We start from the raw sequence: 18,420 nt of genomic DNA, 5'->3' as shown, positions 1-18,420 counted from the left end.
AAAACTAAAAAACGGGTATTTGCATTATGAAAAAGTCTCTTATGGCGGTTGCTGTTGCAACAACGTTATTCACTTCTACTGTCACTTTTGCTGATTTTGATCGTGTTCGTTGGCAAGTTCCAATGGGGTTCCCTTCTACCCTGACAGCACTTGGCGACACTATGCCTGCTGTTTCTAAAATGATATCCGATATGAGTGGCGGTCGCGTCACACTGCAAACTTTTGAACCCGGTGCTTTGATTCCAGCATTGGGTGTGTTTGAAAACGTAAGCAATGGCAATATTCCGGCGGGTTACTCATGGATGGGGTACGAGTGGGGACAGCTTCCTGTGTCGGCGCTGTTTGGCGCGACGCCCTTTGGTTTAGAGTCTCAAGAGTTTCTTGCCTGGATGTATTTTCATGGTGGCGATGAGTTGTTAAAAGAGGCCTTTGCTCCGCATAATGTGTACCCCATTCTGTGTGGAACCATCAGTCCGGAAGCCGCAGGCTGGTTCCGTCAGGAAATGGACTCTCTTGATAAGTTCAAAGGACTTAAGTTCCGTGCCGCAGGTGTCGGTGGTGAAATCATGGCTGAGTTTGGTATGTCTGTGACACTCTTGCCAGGTGGCGAGTTGTATCAAGCGCTGGAAACAGGGGTGCTTGATGGAACTGAGTTCTCACTGCCAACCGTAGATGAGCAGTTAGGCTTTTATCAGGTGGCTAAGCACTATTACTTGCCGGGTTGGCATCAGCCATCAACCAATCAGTTCCTCTATGTAAATACAGGTGAATGGTCTAAATTGAATGATCAAACCAAGGCACTGATCGAAAACGCGTGTATGGCAGGCAATGCCTTAGCCCTTGCAAAAGCAGAAGCGCTTCAAGGTGCGGTGCTTAAGACCTTCGAAGAACGTGGCGTGCAGCTGCATCAGTACGATGAAGAAATATTGAAAGCCTTCCAAGAGGCAACTGATAAAGTCATGGCGCGTCGCTCAGAAACAGACCCTATGTTTGCTAAAGTCTACAGCTCAATGAAAGCCTTCCAAAAAGAGCATAGCACTTGGAAACATTTGGGTTACCTACCACGTGATTGGGGTATTGAAAAAGACTAATTTCTATTTTCCTTTGACGTAAAAGGTTGATATTCACATGGCTGAATATAATGTTGATCTTGAAAAAGTCGAGGAGGCGGTCGCTCATCGAGCGGCCGTTCAATACCCTCGGACTCTGGTTTCAGACATTCTCGAATCCATAGTTGAGTTTTTTGGACGTTTCTCTTCCCTAATCTGGGTTTTTCTTATGATCTTGGTGGTAGCAAATGTTGTACTTCGCTACTTACTCGGGACAAACTACATTGCACTTGAAGAGTTGCAATGGCACTTATTTGCGGTCGGATTTATGGTGGCATTGTCCTACTGTATTCTGCATGATGGGCATGTTCGAGTGGATGTGTTGGCTGAACACCTCTCACCTAAGACACGAGCAGTGATAGAGATCCTTGGAATCTCTATATTGTTGCTACCCTTTTGCTACCTGATTCTGACATATGCCTATCCGTTTGTAGAACGCTCATACCGAATCAATGAGGTATCAGCGGCCCCTGGTGGACTGCCCATGAGATGGATTATTAAATCGGTCATCTTGCTGGCGTTTGGTCTTATGTTTATGGCGGGGTTAGCGCGCTTAATTCGAGCTTTTTCTTTTCTGACAGGCTTTCCTAAAGCCAGAGTTACTCATAAGTGATTCGTCATGTAATGGGCGTTGCGCGCCTAAGCGCTTCTATGTTGCTGTATAGGGGATTTTTCCGTGTTTGAAGCGAATGAAATTATCGTCATTGCAATGCTTTGCAGTTTCATCCTACTGATATTTACAGGATACCCGGTTGCTTGGATATTGGCTGGTATCTCTGTTTTATTCAGCGTTGGCTCAATTTTAGCTGCCCAATATTGGGATGTGGACACCTACTTCCTGACCGATTGGCGTATTTTTGGGGTAATGGTTCAACGTATTTATGGGCAAATGACGAACTGGGTGCTGGTGGCCCTCCCCATGTTTATCTTTATGGGTTTGATGCTTGAGCGTTCAGGCGTTGCAGAAAAACTCATGAAAAACTTCGTCAATCTGTTTGGCCGTTTCCGAGGCGGCTTGGGCGTTGCTGTGATCAGCATTGGCATCCTGCTTGCTGCGTCTACTGGAATCGTTGGCGCCTCGGTTGTGCTCTTAGCCATGCTGTCGATTCCTGTGATGTTAGAACAAAAATACTCGCCAGCATTTGCCAGCGGTATTGTCGCGTCGGCTGGCACACTCGGAATTTTGATTCCACCCAGTATCATGCTAATTATTATGGCTGATCAGTTATCATTGCCCGTTGGTGATTTGTTCATGGGGGCATTAATTCCGGGTGTGATGCTAGGTCTTATGTACATTGCATATGTGGTGATAGCATCGATTTTTGTTCCATCACTGTCAAAACCACGTGATGATTTGCCACCGATTACGGCTAAGATGATCATTGATACCTTGCTGGCTGTGGTACCTTCGCTTGGCTTAATTCTTGCGGTTTTGGGTTCAATTTTCTTGGGTATTGCAACGCCTACAGAAGCGGCGGGCGTTGGCGCGCTTGGCGCAACTATATTGGCAGCGATGAATGGGCGTTTAACCCTTGCGGTTCTAAAAGATGTCAGTATTAAAACCAGTTTAACGACGGCTTTCGTCTTTGGGATTTTCTTAGGGGCGACCGCCTTTGCTGTTGTCATGCGTTCACTGGGCGGCGACGAATTTATAGGTGGTTTACTTAAAGCCATTCCGCTGTCGCCTGAAGGAATAGTGGTTGTGATCTTACTGATTGCATTTGTAGCAGGCTTCTTCTTAGATTGGTTGGAAATCAGCTTGATCTTACTGCCATTGGTGGGTCCCGTTGTGGCGGCATTAGGTTTTGATCTGACTTGGTTCGTCGTGTTGTTTGCGTTGGCGTTACAAACGTCCTTCTTAACACCACCGGTGGGCTTCTCACTCTTCTACTTAAAAGGCGTTGTGCCGCCCAGTATCAAAACAACGGATATCTATAAAGGCGTCATTCCTTTTATCTTGATTCAGTTGTTAGCCGTTGCGTTGGTCTTTTATTGGAAGGATCTAGTGCTCTGGTTGCCTGGAGTTCGATATGGTTAGGTGCTGTTTGATTGCTTCAACGTAATCTTGCTCTCTAAGGCTCACATTAGTTGAGCCTTATTTTTTTAGAATTGCAGTAAATAATTGATACAAAATAATTCTTTTGGCATTAACGAAAAATCAGCTTGGATAAATCTCCAAGAGCATGCTAACTTTAGTCGTATATGAACAGTGTTTGAAACATTGTTTCTATCTAATTTAGTGATGCGTTGATAGGAAAGGCCGATGAGTATAAGAACTAAGCTCTTGTTAATCATGCTCGGGGTTTCTTTGTTTGCCTCGTTAGCGGCCAGCTTAATGATTAGCTTTTCGAGTTTGCGTGCGGGTGAGAGCTTATTGGTTGAGCAGGCAGAACTGAAACTTGCATTTATCAATGATACCCAAACGCAGCGTTTGACGGGGTATCTTGATACCTTGAGTCAGCAAGTGGCAGGGTATGCGTCAGGTGTACAGGCAAAAAGAGCCTTGCCTGCTTTAGCTTCAGCTTATCGCGGCTATCGCCTCAACGCAGTGGTGCGTAGCAGAGAAGAAATACTGGATGAGCAAAATGCCTTACGAGCGTATTTAGAATCAGGTTTTTTGGCAAATTTACAACGTAATATGGGGCAAAGTCTTTTTGATGCCCATAACTATGTTCAATCTCTAGACAAGCCGAAACTCATTCTTCAGTATTATTATCTTGTTGAGTCAGGCACAAAGTGGGATGAGGTTGAGCAGGTATTTGAACCCGCTGACCGCTCACGTTATACCTTAGCTCACCGAGAGTTTCATCCGGAGCTGTTAGATTTTGCAAATTTTTATGGATATGAAGATGTGTATTATCTAAACCCTGAAGGTGAAATTGTCTATTCACTTAAAAAGTTACCTGACTTTACCCTAGATGTTAACCACGAAATGATTGTGTTATCGGGGTTGAGTGATGTGTTTAGGCAAGCTATTCAGGTTCCGGTTGGCGGTCGTCCTATCTTTTCTGACTTTTATTCTTATATTCCTGCAGGTGGAATGCCATCGGCTTTTATTGGAATGCCCGTGTACGATGTTCAAGATGGCCAAGCCAATCTGCTAGGTGTATTCGCTGTAAGATTAGGGACAGGTTCATTGGATGAAATTCTATCGAATAAAGGCAATCGTGTTGGGCAGGGGTTAGGGGCGACAGGAGATACGTATCTCTTAAATCAAAACCAGTACTTATTGTCGAGCAAGCGTGAGTTTGATGAGAATCCAGGCCCATTTCTAGCAAACCTGTCATCGGAGCAAAGCCCTCAGGCAGCGTTAATCCCAATCCGAAATCAACTTGCAACCTTAGTGCGTTTTGAAAGTCAGGCGATTACCCGCGCGGTATCTGGAAACGAGGGGGTCGAGCATTATATTAACCCAATCGGCGCAGAGGTGATTGGAAGCTATCGAACTGTCCCCGCACAGGGTGTCGAGTGGATTATCGTCACTGAGATGGAAAAAGATGAAGCTTTGCAAATGGTCGGTACATTGCGTCAGCAAATTACGCAATCGGTCATTTTCGTAACGCTTGCTGTTTTAGTAATCGCGCTCATTCTTGCTCTCCTGGCTGCACGTTTATTTAGCCGTCCTGTAAGCGTGTTGCATAGCAGTCTTCTTAAAATCCAGTCAACCCGTGATTTAACTCATAAGAGCCCATTAAAAGGTCAAGATGAATATGGAGAAATATCAGGGGCCTTAAATCAATTGATGGATGAAATTGCTCAGTCAGTGACCCTCAGTCGTCAGGCCAGTGAAACGCTTGGTCAAGTTTCGGTTAAGTTAAGCCTTGGCTCAGAAGAAACGTTCAATCAGCTGCATTTACAGAATGAACGTAATCAGCAAGCGGAACAGTTGGTTCAGGGCATGGTACAGAGTGCAGTGTCCGTGAATCAGCAAGCACATCAAGCCAGTGAGTTGACGCGTTTGGCGAGTACAACCATTGATCAAAGTGCCTCAACGGTTCAATTGGTGATATCCGATGTACATCAAGCGGCTCAAGGGGTTGCTGAAGCGACTCAATCCATTTCAAATCTGGTCTTGGATTTTGATCAAATACGCCATGTATTAGAGGTCATTACTCAGTTGGCGGAGCAAACGAATCTTTTGGCGTTGAATGCTGCGATAGAAGCGGCAAGAGCGGGAGATCAGGGTAGAGGCTTTGCGGTGGTGGCAGATGAAGTGCGTAACTTGGCTCAACGCTCCAAAAACTCAGCCGCCGAAATACATGTCATCATTAATAAGCTTTTAAATAATGCAGAAAGCACTAAAAATCTGATGACGAAAGAGCATGATCGCTTTGACGTGCTGCAAGTAACGGCAAAAGATGCGCAGAGTGCGCTGCAAACCATCCAGAGCTCTTTGCAAGATATTGTCCGTGCGAACATGGACATCGTCGCGATTTCAGATCAGCAAAGTCAAATGACAGATGAGTTGGTTGGTGTATTATCGGATAGTTTTGAGAGTTCACGCGTATCGATGGACAAAGCGGGCGAAACCGCTAAGTCCAGTGAGGAGTTGAGCGTGGTGTCGTCGGAATTGAATACCAGTGTTAACCGTTGGAAAGTACGTTAGGGTAGAGCGTCCTCGAGAGTAGTGTTTTCGAGGACGCTTATTGAATGTCTAGGGCTTCCGTTGCTCACGAAGCTGAACTTCGATACGCTCTAATTGTTCAGACATACTTTGCATATGCTCGCGCATCCAGTGGATTTCGGCTATTTCACCTTCACCGGACTCCAGTTGTTCAGCGGCACTTTCTTTTTGCATGACGTCTAAAACGATTCCGATCATCATGTTCAGAAAAATAAACGCGTTTAAGAATATGAATGTTAAGAAGTAAATCCAGCTGTAGGGATAATGTTCCATGGTTGGGTACAGAACAGCTGTTGCCCAACTTTCAAACGTGGCAACTTGGAATAGCGTGAGCATGGCCAGTGAAATATTGCCCCAGAGCTTTTCATCAACGCTTTCAAATAGAAAACTCCCAACGGCTGCGTAAATGTAAAAAATGATAAACATTAACAGAGCAACATACCCCATCCGAGGGATAGACTTTAAAAGTGCCGTTAATAAAATGCGAAGTTCAGGAATCATTGAAATCAAACGTAAAACTCTGAAAATACGCAGTAGACGAGCGATGAGTACCATCTCGGAATCATCAATCGGAATCAAGCTCGCGGTTACAATTACAAAATCAAAGATATTCCAACCTTTTTTGAAAAAATCGAGGGTTCGCTTTTCAGCGGCTATGCGAATGATGAGTTCAAACAGAAAAAAGAGGGTAATGCCGAGATCAAGCCAAACCATAACTTGCTCAAAACGCGTGCTCTCATCATAGGTTTTCGCCCCTATCAGCAACGCTGAAATAATGATGACAGCAATGACAAACGTTTCAAAGATCTTGTTGGCACGCAGTGATTCAAGCCGGTCTCGCAAGCGGTACCAGTATATTTTCATTCTAGATAGGTCTCCAGTAAAGGTTGTGCAACACATGAGAAAATTGATGGCCATTATCGCCGATTGCGCCTGCCTTCAAAAGAGAGATTTAGTCTATCTACAGGATGATTTAAGTGGTCAGAGCTTGCTTAAGTGGCGTAGGCTCCTAAAATTAAAACATGACAGAACGACTAGGCGTATTCGATTAAGCAAAGCAGGGGCATGCATCATGAAAAGAGTAGCACTTTTTTTACTGGTTTTATTATGCCCGTGGGGGCAGGCTGCAGAGTTTCCTACCCGACCCCTTTCCATGCTGATTGGATTTGAGCAAGGTGGTAGTACTGATATACAAGGTAAGGTTTTAGCGGAGGTGATGTCAGAAGTGATTGGACAGCCTGTGAACATTATTTACTACCCTGGAGCCGGTGGTGCAGTGGCTGCGGCGATGTTGGCAAATAACCAAGATCAGGGGTATGTGTTTCAGTTTGGTTTATCTTTACCTTTTACCTTCGCTCCTTTAGTGTCACCTGCTTCATACCAGTTGGATAGTTTTCGTTATGTGGCAGGTGTGACCTTAGATCAACCCGCTTTTGTTACGGGGGGGGTTCAGGATTTCAAAACCTGGCATGAATTTCTGGATTATGCCCGACAAAATCCAGGGCTTGTGTATGCGACTCAAAATTTGCAAGATCGGTTTATCATGCAGTACATCGCTAAAAAGGAGGGGCTTAGCTTACGGTTTATTCCGACGACAGGTGGTGCTGGAATGGCCCCTTTAATAGTATCTGGAGCGGCTCAAATTGCGTTTAGTGGAGGGACTCATGGTGTTTATACCCAAACGGGAGAAATGGTCGTCCTCGCTGGCCTCCCAGAAGATCGCTTATTCTATTACCCCGATGTTCCGTCATTGAGAGAGTTGGGGTATCCGTTTAGCATGGATGTAATACGTGTAATCTCGGTGCCTGCGAATACTCCTGATGAGGTGGTCTCGACTTTGTATGGGGCATTGCAACAGGTTGTAAAAGATCCTCGTTTTATTGATGTTACGGAAAACGTGATACGCATGCCCGTTGTGCTTCTGGATGAAGTTGAACTAAAGCGCGTTTTTGATCTGCAAGTTGAGTCCTACCAACGGCTAATCGAACTGTCGAAATAGCGCTTAAATTTTAGTAGCAACAATCATGTCTGGGTGTTGATTTGAGTTGTTGAAGTCGGGGTCAATACTGATGAGTGATGATGGTAAGCAGGTAAGTGAGCGAGGTTCGAGCAAACGCTGGGAGCTTAAGTTTACAACTAGAATTACTCTAATATTTGGATTGTTGGGTTTTTTAACCTTAATTTTATCAATGGGATACTCTGTTCAAACAGCTAAATCTAAATTTGAGGAAGATATTAAGCAGAGTTTATTGCAGCGTCAGCGCACCATTGAAAGCATGGTAGAGAATCGAATAAATCTTCTTGATGTGTATTTGCATACAATCACTTCAAGCCGAAATTTCATGCCAAATTCTAATATCAGTGAAAACACGACCGTTGAATCTATCACGGATGATATGATTTTTATGTTTCAAGACTCGGTAATTGGTGCAAGTTTAGATATATTTTTTCTTGTTGACCATTCTGGATCTCTTTTATTTGATGCTGGTATTCCACTTTATAAAATTGATCCTATATTGGAAAATATAGATTCACCTATATTGTTTACAAACAAATGGACATTATTGGAGCATGAAGAGATTTCTGTATTATTAAAGGCAGTCCCTGTTTTTGATCCAGCAAGTATTCAGCTGAAAGGTTATATTTTTGCGGGATTTGCAATAGGAAATAATAAAATTTTTCATCAAGATGTAATTGCAAGAGCTGATTTAGATGTTTTAAGGATAGGTACCAAAAAATCAGTAATATTTGACAGTCATCCACAGGTAAATGGTTCGAAGTTTACACGAAAAACTGTAACATCTGATGATGTTCTTTGGTATGACAATGATGTTTTTTTTATCAAAGAGACTCTAAGTCTAGATAAAATTATAACCCCAATATGGCTGGAACTTGGTGTCGCTGGAAATCGATTTGACTCAATTTATGTTGAGTACTGGCGCTCTTTTTTACTACTATCAGGTGGGTTCTTATTGTTGCTATTTATGGCAGGCTCTATTTTACATTTTACCCATAAACGGGCAATTGATAACATGATGAGCTATATAGAATCAATAAAAAAAGGAATGAGGGGGGTTGAGTTCACGCCCACAGATGTATACGAATATAATCAAGTCAGTGAAGCCATGCAGAGTATGGTTGAAGATTTAAATATTGCTGCAACTGTTTTTGAATCGAGTGAAGGTATGTTGGTAACGGATCGCAATCAAGTTATTCTCCGGAATAATCAGGCCTTCACAGATATAACAGGGTTTCAGTCAGATGAGTTGATCGGTAAGTCATTAAGTCAGCTTAAGTCTAATAAATATACTGATTCTTTTTACAAAGAAATGAGTAAAAAACTATTGATTGATGGGAAATGGCAGGGTGAAATATGGAATCAAAAAAAGAATGGGGAAGAGTATTTACAGTGGATTAGTATCACGGCGGTTATGAGTGATGTAACGGGTAAAGTTCTGAATTATGTTGTGACCCTGAATGACGTTACCCAGCGTAAAGCTGCGGAGAATCGAATTAGGCAGTTGGCTTTTTATGACCAGCTGACTCAGTTGCCAAATCGCCAACTTCTGATGGATCGTTTAAAAAAAGCGGTATTGTCCAGCGTTCGAACGAACACCTATGGTGCGCTCTTGTACTTGGATTTAGATGATTTTAAAACCCTAAACGATACGCGGGGTCATGATGCAGGTGATCAGCTATTGGTGAAAACCTCAGAACGATTACAAACCTGTATTCGACGTACAGACACAGTCGCAAGGATAGGCGGTGATGAGTTTATTATTTTGCTGGAAGATGTCGGCGAAAATGAAAAATCAGCATCGAATCACGTTGATCTTCTTTGTAAGAAAATCCTCACGAGTTTGGGTCAACCCTACTCTATTGCAAATGTTGAACATCATAGTACTTTAAGCGTAGGGGTTGCTTTATTTATTGGGGATGCTGAAGGAGTTGATGAACTGCTAAAACAGGCTGATTTAGCCATGTATCAAGCAAAGTCGGCAGGACGGAATACCTATCGATTTTTCAATCCAGAAATGCAAACCAAGGTAATGGAATATGCTGAATTTGCAAATGATATTCGCAGTAGTATTCAAAATAAGGACTTTTTATTGTACTACCAGGTTCAAGTTAACCATCATGGTGAACGTGTGGGTACTGAAGCCCTTTTGCGTTGGATGCATCCTGTGAAAGGTATGGTTCGACCAGATGAGTTTATTCCTATAGCAGAAGAAACCGGGCTCATTATTCCCTTGGGTGACTGGGTTTTGGTGGAAGCCTGCCAAGTATTGGCAGGTTGGGCTGCTCATACGTTGACTCAGGGATTGACCTTGGCTGTTAACATTAGCGCTCATCAGCTTCGGACACATGATTTTGTTGAAAAAGTGAAAAGCACGATTTCTAAAACAGGGGCTGATCCCAGCAAGCTGAAGTTAGAAATCACAGAGAGTATGTTGTTAGATGACATCGATGACACCATTGAAAAAATGCGAGCGCTACAAGCAATCGGTGTCACGTTTGCGTTGGATGATTTTGGCACAGGCTATTCCTCGTTATCCTATCTAAAACGTCTCCCATTGGATCAATTAAAGATTGATAAAACCTTTGTTAGAGATTTGTTAACCGACACACAAGATGCCGATATTGCATCGACCATTGTGTCCTTGGCAAAAAGTCTGCATTTATCAGTTATCGCAGAGGGCGTGGAGCAAGAAGATCAAAGAATACTCCTTGCAAGTTATGGTTGCTTACTTTACCAAGGTTATTTGTTTGGTCGTCCTGTTTCCTTAAAGGAGTTTATGGCATCGCTTGAGACGTTTGAAAACCAGTTGAGCTAAGTTTTAAAGATTCGGCAACCCAGTAAAAGTAAACAGGGTGTTAGCAATAGTGTTAAGAGTGTGGCAAAAGTTAATCCACCAGCAATGGCGCTCGATAACTGCATCCACCATTGTGCTGAAGGTGCGCCTATCCCGAGGCTAGGTTCTAACAAATTAACGTTGACACCTAAAACCATCGGCATTAATCCAAGCACGGTCGTGACGGACGTTAGAAGAACCGGGCGTAATCTTAAGCAACCTGTTTCCAATGCTGCTTGATAGGGGTCGGTTCCTTCACGTCGTAAACGATTAAAGGTGTCAATTAGAATAATATTGTTGTTCACCACGATACCGGCAAGTGCAATAATCCCCATGCCAACCATTACGATTCCGAAGGATTGGCCGTTAATCAATAACCCTAATAGTACGCCAGCTGTGGAAAGAAGAATCGCGCTGAGGACAAGGAAGGTTTGAAATAGACTGTTGAATTGGATGACAAGAATAAACGCCATCAAAAAAATAGCGATGATGAAGGCGCTCATTAAAAATATGGCCGCTTCTTGCTGGTCAGCATCTTCACCTGCCAAGTTGATCGAGACCCCGTCGGGCAGCTCGTTAAGATAGGGTCTGAGCTCATTTAAGCGTTCATCTAAACGCGAGCCTTCAGCCAAGTCGCTCTGAAGCGTTAAGGTTCTTTGTCCATTCACACGGTGTAAAGAGCCCGTTTTAGGCATAGGAACCACTTGAACGAAGTGTGAGATAGGTACTTGCCCACGAAGCGTATTCAGGGTGAGACGAGTCAATTGGTCAATTGACCGCCAGTGCAAAGGTAACCTGACTCGAATATCAACGTCGTCATTCGCGTCTTCTGGGCGATAGGTAGCGAGCATTAAACCATGGCTAACCAGTTGCACGGCATTCCCTACTGAGAGAACATCTGCTCCAAGTCGAGCGGCGGCTTCTCGATCTACTTCGATACGCCATTCAATCCCAGGTAGGGAACGATTGTCTTCAATATCGATAAATCCACCAATGCTTTCCATGCGGGCACGGAGGGTATCAAGTGCATTATGTATTAACGTGATATCATTTGCACTTACCTCTAGTTGAAAGGGTTTCCCTTGACCTGGTCCCATATCCTGTTTGCGAAAATCAAGTTCAATGCCAACCAGATCAGATGTTAAATCCCGCATTGATTGAATAATGTGGGAAGAGGTTCGGCGTTGATGCCATTCAATTAATTTGAACTGGAGGACGCCAATAACGTCCTCACCTTGTTGAGAGGAGGCGGAGGCAAAGGTGCGTGCATAAATAGAGTCTATTTCCGCTAGGTTGATCAGTCGATCCTCAACTTGCTTTACAAGGATATCTTTCTCGTAAACGGATAAATCTCCCCGTGCTCTAATCTGCAATTGTAATGAGTCTGGTTCAATATCTGGAAAAAACTCCACGCCATGATTAAAGCGACTGTATGTGATAAAAATAAGGGTAATGACCAACATCATACCCAATAGGGTTAAAAAGGGCGCTTTTAACAAACGTCCAAGTATGCACCGATAGAGACGGCTCATGGGGTTGTGCAACGCCATATCGCTTGATGACGTTTTGATGGGGCGTGTCATTACGGCACCCATTGTGGGTAAAAAGATCAGCGCCATGACCAGTGAGGCGAGTAAGCATAGTATAACGGTTGCAGGAAGGTATTTCATGAACTCTCCGACAACGCCGGGCCAAAACAGGAGCGGAACAAAAACAGACAGGGTGGTGGCCGTGGATGCGATGATAGGCCAGCTCATGCGGTGCGCTGAATTAAGCCAAGCATTTGCGGGTGATTGCCCCTCTTTGAGATAACGATCGGCTTGCTCACTGACAACAATGGCACCATCGACCAACATGCCTGCAACTAGAATCAATGAAAAGAGTACGATAATGTTCAGGGTGTACCCTAGCGTCCAAATTAAGAGTATCCCCGCTAAAAACGCACCTGGGATGGTTAATCCGACCATTAATGCTGAACGAAACCCCATGGAAGCGATGATTAAGATCAACACAAGCACGACGGCTGTCATGACATTATTCAATAAGTCATTGAGCATATCGCGTACCTCAATGGATTGATCCATGAGGATTCTCAAATCAACATCGTCAGGAAGTATCATGCGGGCTTCTTCAATAACGGATTGAATATGCGCGGTGGTATCAATGATGTTGGCACCTGAGCGCTTGCTGATTTCTAAGACTAAACCGGGCTGACCATTAATGCGTGCAAAGCCAGTTGGATCTTTGAAGGTGCGCCTTAAGGTTGCAATATCTGAAAATGTGACAACTCGGTCCTCTTCTACCTTGACGGGCATGCTTAAAATATCTTGTAACGACTCGATCATGCCGGGTACTTTAAGGGTCATTCGGCCAGATCCTGTGTCTAAACTGCCAGCGGCAACCAATCGGTTATTATTGGACACTAAATTAAATAATTGAAAATAATCAATTTGATACTGATCAAGGACCTGTGGGTTCACAATTATTTCCAATAAATCATCTCGATCACCGGCAATATCAACTTCAAGAACCTCGGGAATTCCTTCAATCGCAAGCTTTAGTTGTCTCGCTAAATAGATCAATTGAGCTTCTGGAAGGGGCCCCGACAGCGCAATTGAAATGACAGGAAACAAGGCAACATTAATCTCGTGCACCCTTGGTTCATCCGCCTCAGACGGAAGCTTGGTGCGAGCTGTATCAACCTTTTGTCGAACGTCCTGCAGCGCTTTGTGAGGATCAAAGCCTGCGTCAAATTCAAGCATAACCGATGCATGACCTTCACTGGCAATTGAGGTCATTTTCCGTACCCCCTGCAGTGCTCGAAGCTCTTGCTCCATGGGGCGAACGAGAAGGCGCTCGCTGTCATCAGGGCTAATGCCCTCAAGTGCCATGGACACATACATCATAGGAATGACAACATCTGGGTTGGCTTCTTTGGGAATCGCTTGGTACGCCGCGACTCCTCCCAACAGGATAAATATAAAGAGTAAAAGAGTGGCCCTTGAACGCTGGATAGCGGCACGAATGATCTGCTCCATCAGAGGGGACTCTCTTGCAAATGGGGTTCAACTTTGTCACCGGGTTGCGTGAAGCCAGCTCCAAGCGTAATGATTTCTAGAGTATCCGGCAGGCCGATAACCCGAGCATACTCCGTATCAAAGCTGATGAGCGTGAGAGGGTGAAAAACAACCACCTGCTCATTATTCACGCCTAAAATGCCAACCTGGCCTGAAGGGTCTAGGCTTAATAGGGAAGGCGGAATACGATGGGCTAAAACCTCCGGTAAGGAAATCTCTAAAGTCGCGCTCGCTCCAGCAATGCGAAGGCCTTCGGGGTTGTTAATTTTGGCTTCGATTGCGTAACTACGAGTGGCCGTATCGGCAAGGTTCGCGATAAACGTAATTTCACCAACGAATGTATGTCCATCTAAGAGAGTGACCTTTACAGGGTTTCCGACGCCCATACGCCCGACATCTTGCTGTGCAACGTAAGCCTTTACTTTGAGATTACGTGTGTCTGTAAGGGTTGCAATCACATCACCGGATTGAACCAACTCGCCAATTTCGAACGGTAGTGAGTTTACAAATCCTGCAATAGGGGCGTTTATTTGTGTGTGTGCAAGGGCGAGTTTTGCATCGGCTAGAGCCGCCTCACTGGCGGCCGCCGTGGCTTTTAAACGTAGTTTTTCGTGCTCAGATAATAATCTGTTCTTAAATAAGCGCTCACCGGCCTCGAGTTCAGAGCGGTGTAAATGGACATCAGCTTCTGCTTTCTGGACTAGCGTGCGTCTGGTTTCTGGATCCAGTCGCACCAGAACGTCTCCTTGTTCAATCCATTGCCCTAATGTTGCGGGACGCTCTTGGATTTGACTAGAGGTGCGTGCATATACCTGAGCTTGATAATATGGAGAAAGGGTACCTTGCAAGATCAGTGTCGGAGTAAAGGTCTTTGCTGCAACTTGATGCGTCTGAACTTTAGGTAGGTTTGAGACGGTTGACTCAACCTCCTTGGCTTGAAGCTGGTCTGGATCAACAGATTGATAGGTGTTGCCAGACATAATCCAGATAATCAGTAAAAGAGAGGTAAGACCTGCTGCGATAATCGATACCAAGCCCCGACGTTTAGGGGAGAGTTGAGCGTCTTTTAAGTCCATTCATTGCTATTCCGACCAAATCATCATCAGGTCAGAATAGCAAGATTTGCAGAGCGTTAATATAGTTGCAAAGGATGTGTCGTTTGATCCCACTTCATCCGCTGACAAGACGCCGGTGGCTATCGTACATTCAGTTAAGCGATGCATTTATCCCCCTTTGATGACGGATCATCGACTTTGACCTGTTTTTGTTCGACTCGACGCCACACTTTCTCATGAAAATGAAAGGCAAGGGTGTTAACGGCTGGTTCAATTAAAGCAACGGCTCCACCGATCACTAAATCACCCGTTAATGCGTAGGCAACACCGAAGGCAACGGTAAAGTGTAAAATGGCAAATGAGAATGTCTTTTTCATAGTAATGCCCCGAATGCAGTGAAAATGGCTGGCGATTCACGCGTTTGCGCTGTTCTTGAATCTATTATCGTGCAGAGATTTAGTTAGTTAAAATTAATTAACTATATGTCGTCGATAGTTATTGAAAATTTACCTGTAAGAGAAGCGGCTTTCATCGTCTTGCTCCATATTTCCAAGACGAATGCGCCACTAATCGCTATAATGGTCACATGACAAACCTTTCAGGCAGTTCCGCTAACATGATGCTCTCAGCTCCTCCTATCCATCGCAACACACGTAACACACCCAACCAGAGTTCAAATCGAAACACCCCCGCACCGTTTTTGCCGATGACGCGCAAGGAAATGGACAGGTTAGGTTGGTCTGAATGCGATGTGATCATTGTGACGGGGGACGCTTACGTCGATCATCCTTCATTTGGCATGGCCATCATTGGGCGTTTACTTGAGTCGCAAGGATTTAGGGTTGGCATTATTGCGCAACCCGATTGGCACAGTGCTGACGCGTTTAAAGTGTTGGGACGTCCGCGTCTGTTTTTTGGCATTGCTGCCGGTAATATGGATTCAATGATCAACCGTTACACGGCAGATCGAAAAATTCGTTCGGATGATGCGTACACGCCGGGCAATGTTGCAGGAAAACGCCCTGATAGAGCCAGTATTGTCTACAGTCAGCGCTGTCGAGAGGCCTACAAAGATGTGCCCCTGATACTGGGCGGCATTGAAGCATCCTTGCGCCGTATTGCGCATTACGATTATTGGCAGGACAAAGTTCGGCGCTCAATTTTATTGGATTCGCGTGCCGACTTGTTGCTGTATGGCAATGCTGAACGCGCGATAATTGAAGTGGCGCAGCGCTTAGAAGCCGGTGAACCGGTGGATCAATTACGTGATATTCGAGGGACGGCCTATGTTCGTAAAGATACGCCGGAAGGGTGGATGGAGATAGACTCCACTCGCATTGACCGTCCCGGTAAGATTGATAAAATTATTAATCCTTATGTGAATACCCGAGATTTGCCTCAGTGTGAGTTGGAGAAATCGAGCACGACGCCTGAGGTCGATGATTCAGTGCAAGTATTGCACATATTGCCCAAGCCAAAACTGGATCGATCAAGAACGGTTATCCGTCTGCCGTCATTTGAAAAAGTCATTCAAGATCCTGTTTTATATGCCCACGCGAGTCGGGTGCTTCATCTGGAAACCAACCCTGGGAATGCACGAGCCTTGGTGCAATTGCATGGTGACCAAGAAGTTTGGCTGAACCCACCGCCTATCCCGCTTAGCATGGAAGAAATGGATTTTGTGTTTGGTTTGAACTATGCCCGTGTTCCACATCCTATGTATGGAAAGGCAGAGATACCTGCGTATAAGATGATTCGTTTTTCCGTCAATATTATGCGGGGATGTTTTGGTGGTTGTACCTTCTGTTCGATTACTGAACATGAGGGGCGTATTATCCAGAATCGATCTCAAGACTCTATTATTCAAGAAATTAAAGAGATTCGTGATAAGGTTCCTGGATTTACAGGTGTTATTTCCGATTTGGGTGGCCCTACAGCGAACATGTACCGCATTGCTTGTAAAAGTCCAGAAATAGAAGCGGCCTGTCGTAAACCATCCTGCGTCTATCCGGGGATTTGCTCTAACCTGAATACAGACCACTCGGCATTAACTCAACTCTATCGGGATGCTCGGAAAATAAAAGGGGTTAAAAAAATTCTTATTGCATCGGGTTTAAGGTATGACTTAGCCGTTGAAGATCCTGAGTACGTTCGTGAGTTGGTGACCCATCATGTGGGTGGATATTTGAAAATCGCGCCTGAGCATACGGAGCAAGGCCCACTGGATAAAATGATGAAACCGGGTATCGGCTCCTTTGATGCGTTCAAAAAAATGTTCGAGCGCTTTTCGAAAGAAGCCGGGAAAGATCAGTATTTGATACCTTACTTTATTGCCGCGCATCCTGGCACAACCGATGAAGATATGGTTAATCTAGCACTTTGGTTAAAGAGCAATGGCTTTAAGGCAGATCAGGTACAAGCCTTCTATCCTTCGCCGATGGCTACAGCGACTGCCATGTATCACACGGGACGAAACCCCTTGCGCCGCTTGAGCTACAAAAAATCGGCTGAGCGGGTGGAAACCGCCAAAGGTGAAAAGCAGCGTCGTTTGCATAAGGCATTTTTGCGTTGGCATGATCCGGACAATTGGCCACTTTTACGCGACGCATTAGTGCAGATGGGTCGTGCGGACTTAATTGGATCAGCTGATCATCAACTGATCCCCTCGGAAGACAGCTCTGCATCGGAATACCGAAGCCATCGCCGAAAAAATAGTCCAGGTGCGGCAAGAACAGCGAAGGGGCGAATCTTAACTCAGCATACGGGTTTGCCACCGAGAGTAGGGGGCGGAGCGTCTGCGCCCAAAGCTCGGAAATCAACAATACGGCGCCCACGATGATTTTAAATTTTTCGTCACATTTAGATTGTAATTAATCTAAAGCGGTGTATAGTGACTTTATCAGACACTTCCCGGGGGGTGTCTGTGTTGAATCACGGAACGACCGTGAAATGGTTCACCGGGGTGGCCAGCAATGTTGCTGGAATTAAGTTATAGAAGATTTGATGCACGTAAATACTATTAAAGCTAAATTTGAACACACTCAAGGCAATCGCCTAGTTTCATGCGTTTTAGCTAAATTTTTCTTAAACATCCAACGTGCATCCAGCAAGTCGTTAAAAATTCCTGCCTTCCCTGAATATTTTCTGAAACAAAATTCTTTTTTAACAATTTTTTTCGATTCATTACTGGAAAAGCAAATTTTTTCGTCTATGCTTAAACAGAGAATTCAATTCTGTAACATTTAGGTTATAGAATTAAACAGCGTTCAGAGTCACTGCAAAGCAGTCACTAGAACAGAAACCGGATCAGAATTTACTGGTCTTTAGGAAAAATGCCAATATTTGGCAATTACGTAAAAGAAAGAGGCTACACATGTCACAGCTAGTTACCGGCACCGTAAAATGGTTCAACGATGAGAAAGGATTCGGTTTTATCCAGCAGGAAAACGGTCCGGATGTATTTGTACACTTCCGTGCAATCAACGGCACAGGTCGTCGTTCATTACAAGAAAACCAACAGGTTACTTTCGAAGTAACTCAGGGTCAGAAAGGCCCACAGGCTGAGAACGTAACTGTTATCTAAATAACACTGCGCAGTTTGAAGACAGTGGGCGCTTATGCGCCCACTTTTTTTATGATTTTTTATATGTTTAATCTTAATTGTCCTGAGAAGTTTTCAGGTCTTCGTCGCTCAAATGTCTG

12 protein-coding genes are annotated in these 18,420 nt (G+C 44.5%); 8 read left to right on the top strand and 4 right to left on the bottom strand.

Features of this window, described 5'->3' with window-relative positions; genetic code table 11:
• The first annotated feature begins 26 nt into the window (after positions 1–26).
• From F5971_RS04500 to F5971_RS04485, 4 genes are all read left to right on the top strand, one after another.
• The gene (locus tag F5971_RS04500; protein WP_036511303.1) at positions 27–1,091 is read left to right on the top strand and encodes a TRAP transporter substrate-binding protein; all 1,065 of its coding nucleotides are present in this window, start codon (positions 27–29) and stop codon (positions 1,089–1,091) included.
• Between the two features lie 37 nt (positions 1,092–1,128).
• Complete coding sequence (locus F5971_RS04495) at positions 1,129–1,722, top strand: TRAP transporter small permease subunit (RefSeq protein ID WP_036511306.1); 594 nt, start codon at positions 1,129–1,131, stop codon at positions 1,720–1,722.
• A gap of 63 nt (positions 1,723–1,785) precedes the next feature.
• Positions 1,786–3,147 (top strand): TRAP transporter large permease, encoded by a 1,362-nt coding sequence (locus tag F5971_RS04490; RefSeq protein WP_237748599.1) that lies wholly within the window; start codon positions 1,786–1,788, stop codon positions 3,145–3,147.
• 225 nt (positions 3,148–3,372) lie between these two features.
• Entirely contained in the window at positions 3,373–5,715 is a 2,343-nt protein-coding gene (locus F5971_RS04485; RefSeq protein WP_193494278.1) for a methyl-accepting chemotaxis protein, read from the top strand.
• A gap of 48 nt (positions 5,716–5,763) precedes the next feature.
• On the opposite strand, the gene F5971_RS04480 is transcribed toward F5971_RS04485, so the two are convergent.
• Positions 5,764–6,597, bottom strand: coding sequence for an ion transporter (locus F5971_RS04480; protein WP_036511312.1), 834 nt, complete (start codon positions 6,595–6,597; stop codon positions 5,764–5,766).
• A 208-nt stretch (positions 6,598–6,805) separates the two neighbouring features.
• Between F5971_RS04480 and F5971_RS04475 the strand changes: the two genes are divergently transcribed.
• Positions 6,806–7,732, top strand: a complete 927-nt coding sequence (locus F5971_RS04475; protein WP_193494277.1) for a tripartite tricarboxylate transporter substrate-binding protein — start codon at positions 6,806–6,808, stop codon at positions 7,730–7,732.
• Positions 7,733–7,802: 70 nt separating this feature from the next.
• The gene (locus F5971_RS04470; protein ID WP_193494275.1) at positions 7,803–10,568 is read left to right on the top strand and encodes an EAL domain-containing protein; all 2,766 of its coding nucleotides are present in this window, start codon (positions 7,803–7,805) and stop codon (positions 10,566–10,568) included.
• On the opposite strand, the gene F5971_RS04465 is transcribed toward F5971_RS04470, so the two are convergent.
• The 3 genes from F5971_RS04465 to F5971_RS04455 all read right to left on the bottom strand — a co-directional run bounded on the left by F5971_RS04465 (position 10,565) and on the right by F5971_RS04455 (position 15,095).
• On the bottom strand, positions 10,565–13,624 hold the full coding sequence (locus F5971_RS04465) for an efflux RND transporter permease subunit (protein WP_193494273.1): 3,060 nt from the start codon (positions 13,622–13,624) through the stop codon (positions 10,565–10,567). The two genes, F5971_RS04470 and F5971_RS04465, sit on opposite strands and share 4 nt — an antisense overlap.
• On the bottom strand, positions 13,624–14,739 hold the full coding sequence (locus F5971_RS04460; protein WP_193494271.1) for an efflux RND transporter periplasmic adaptor subunit: 1,116 nt from the start codon (positions 14,737–14,739) through the stop codon (positions 13,624–13,626). Before F5971_RS04460 ends, F5971_RS04465 begins: the two co-directional genes overlap by 1 nt.
• Positions 14,740–14,873: 134 nt before the next feature.
• Positions 14,874–15,095, bottom strand: a complete 222-nt coding sequence (locus F5971_RS04455; RefSeq protein WP_036511314.1) for a DUF2061 domain-containing protein — start codon at positions 15,093–15,095, stop codon at positions 14,874–14,876.
• A 239-nt stretch (positions 15,096–15,334) separates the two neighbouring features.
• Here F5971_RS04455 and F5971_RS04450 point away from each other — a divergent pair, with 239 nt between their 5' ends.
• Positions 15,335–17,557 carry a YgiQ family radical SAM protein gene (locus F5971_RS04450; protein WP_337588630.1) on the top strand — a complete coding sequence of 741 codons (2,223 nt, stop codon included), beginning with the start codon at positions 15,335–15,337 and terminating at the stop codon, positions 17,555–17,557.
• A 534-nt stretch (positions 17,558–18,091) separates the two neighbouring features.
• Positions 18,092–18,301, top strand: a complete 210-nt coding sequence (locus F5971_RS04445; protein ID WP_036511316.1) for a cold-shock protein — start codon at positions 18,092–18,094, stop codon at positions 18,299–18,301.
• Positions 18,302–18,420: the final 119 nt, after the last annotated feature.

It is taken from the genome of Nitrincola alkalisediminis (assembly GCF_009821115.1).
Taxonomy (GTDB): Bacteria; Pseudomonadota; Gammaproteobacteria; order Pseudomonadales; family Balneatricaceae; genus Nitrincola; species Nitrincola alkalisediminis.
Note: the sequence above shows the minus strand (reverse complement) of the source record. Positions and strands in the feature narration are given on the sequence as shown.

Bases quoted from the DNA above. Each gene is read 5' to 3' on its own strand.
- F5971_RS04500 (WP_036511303.1), top strand. From the start codon at position 27: ATGAAAAAGTCTCTTATGGCGGTTGCTGTTGCAACAACGTTATTCACT.
- F5971_RS04495 (WP_036511306.1), top strand. From the start codon at position 1,129: ATGGCTGAATATAATGTTGATCTTGAAAAAGTCGAGGAGGCGGTCGCT.
- F5971_RS04485 (WP_193494278.1), top strand. From the start codon at position 3,373: ATGAGTATAAGAACTAAGCTCTTGTTAATCATGCTCGGGGTTTCTTTG.
- F5971_RS04480 (WP_036511312.1), bottom strand. From the start codon at position 6,597: ATGAAAATATACTGGTACCGCTTGCGAGACCGGCTTGAATCACTGCGT.
- F5971_RS04475 (WP_193494277.1), top strand. From the start codon at position 6,806: ATGAAAAGAGTAGCACTTTTTTTACTGGTTTTATTATGCCCGTGGGGG.
- F5971_RS04470 (WP_193494275.1), top strand. From the start codon at position 7,803: ATGAGTGATGATGGTAAGCAGGTAAGTGAGCGAGGTTCGAGCAAACGC.
- F5971_RS04465 (WP_193494273.1), bottom strand. From the start codon at position 13,624: ATGGAGCAGATCATTCGTGCCGCTATCCAGCGTTCAAGGGCCACTCTT.
- F5971_RS04460 (WP_193494271.1), bottom strand. From the start codon at position 14,739: ATGGACTTAAAAGACGCTCAACTCTCCCCTAAACGTCGGGGCTTGGTA.
- F5971_RS04455 (WP_036511314.1), bottom strand. From the start codon at position 15,095: ATGAAAAAGACATTCTCATTTGCCATTTTACACTTTACCGTTGCCTTC.
- F5971_RS04450 (WP_337588630.1), top strand. From the start codon at position 15,335: ATGATGCTCTCAGCTCCTCCTATCCATCGCAACACACGTAACACACCC.
- F5971_RS04445 (WP_036511316.1), top strand. From the start codon at position 18,092: ATGTCACAGCTAGTTACCGGCACCGTAAAATGGTTCAACGATGAGAAA.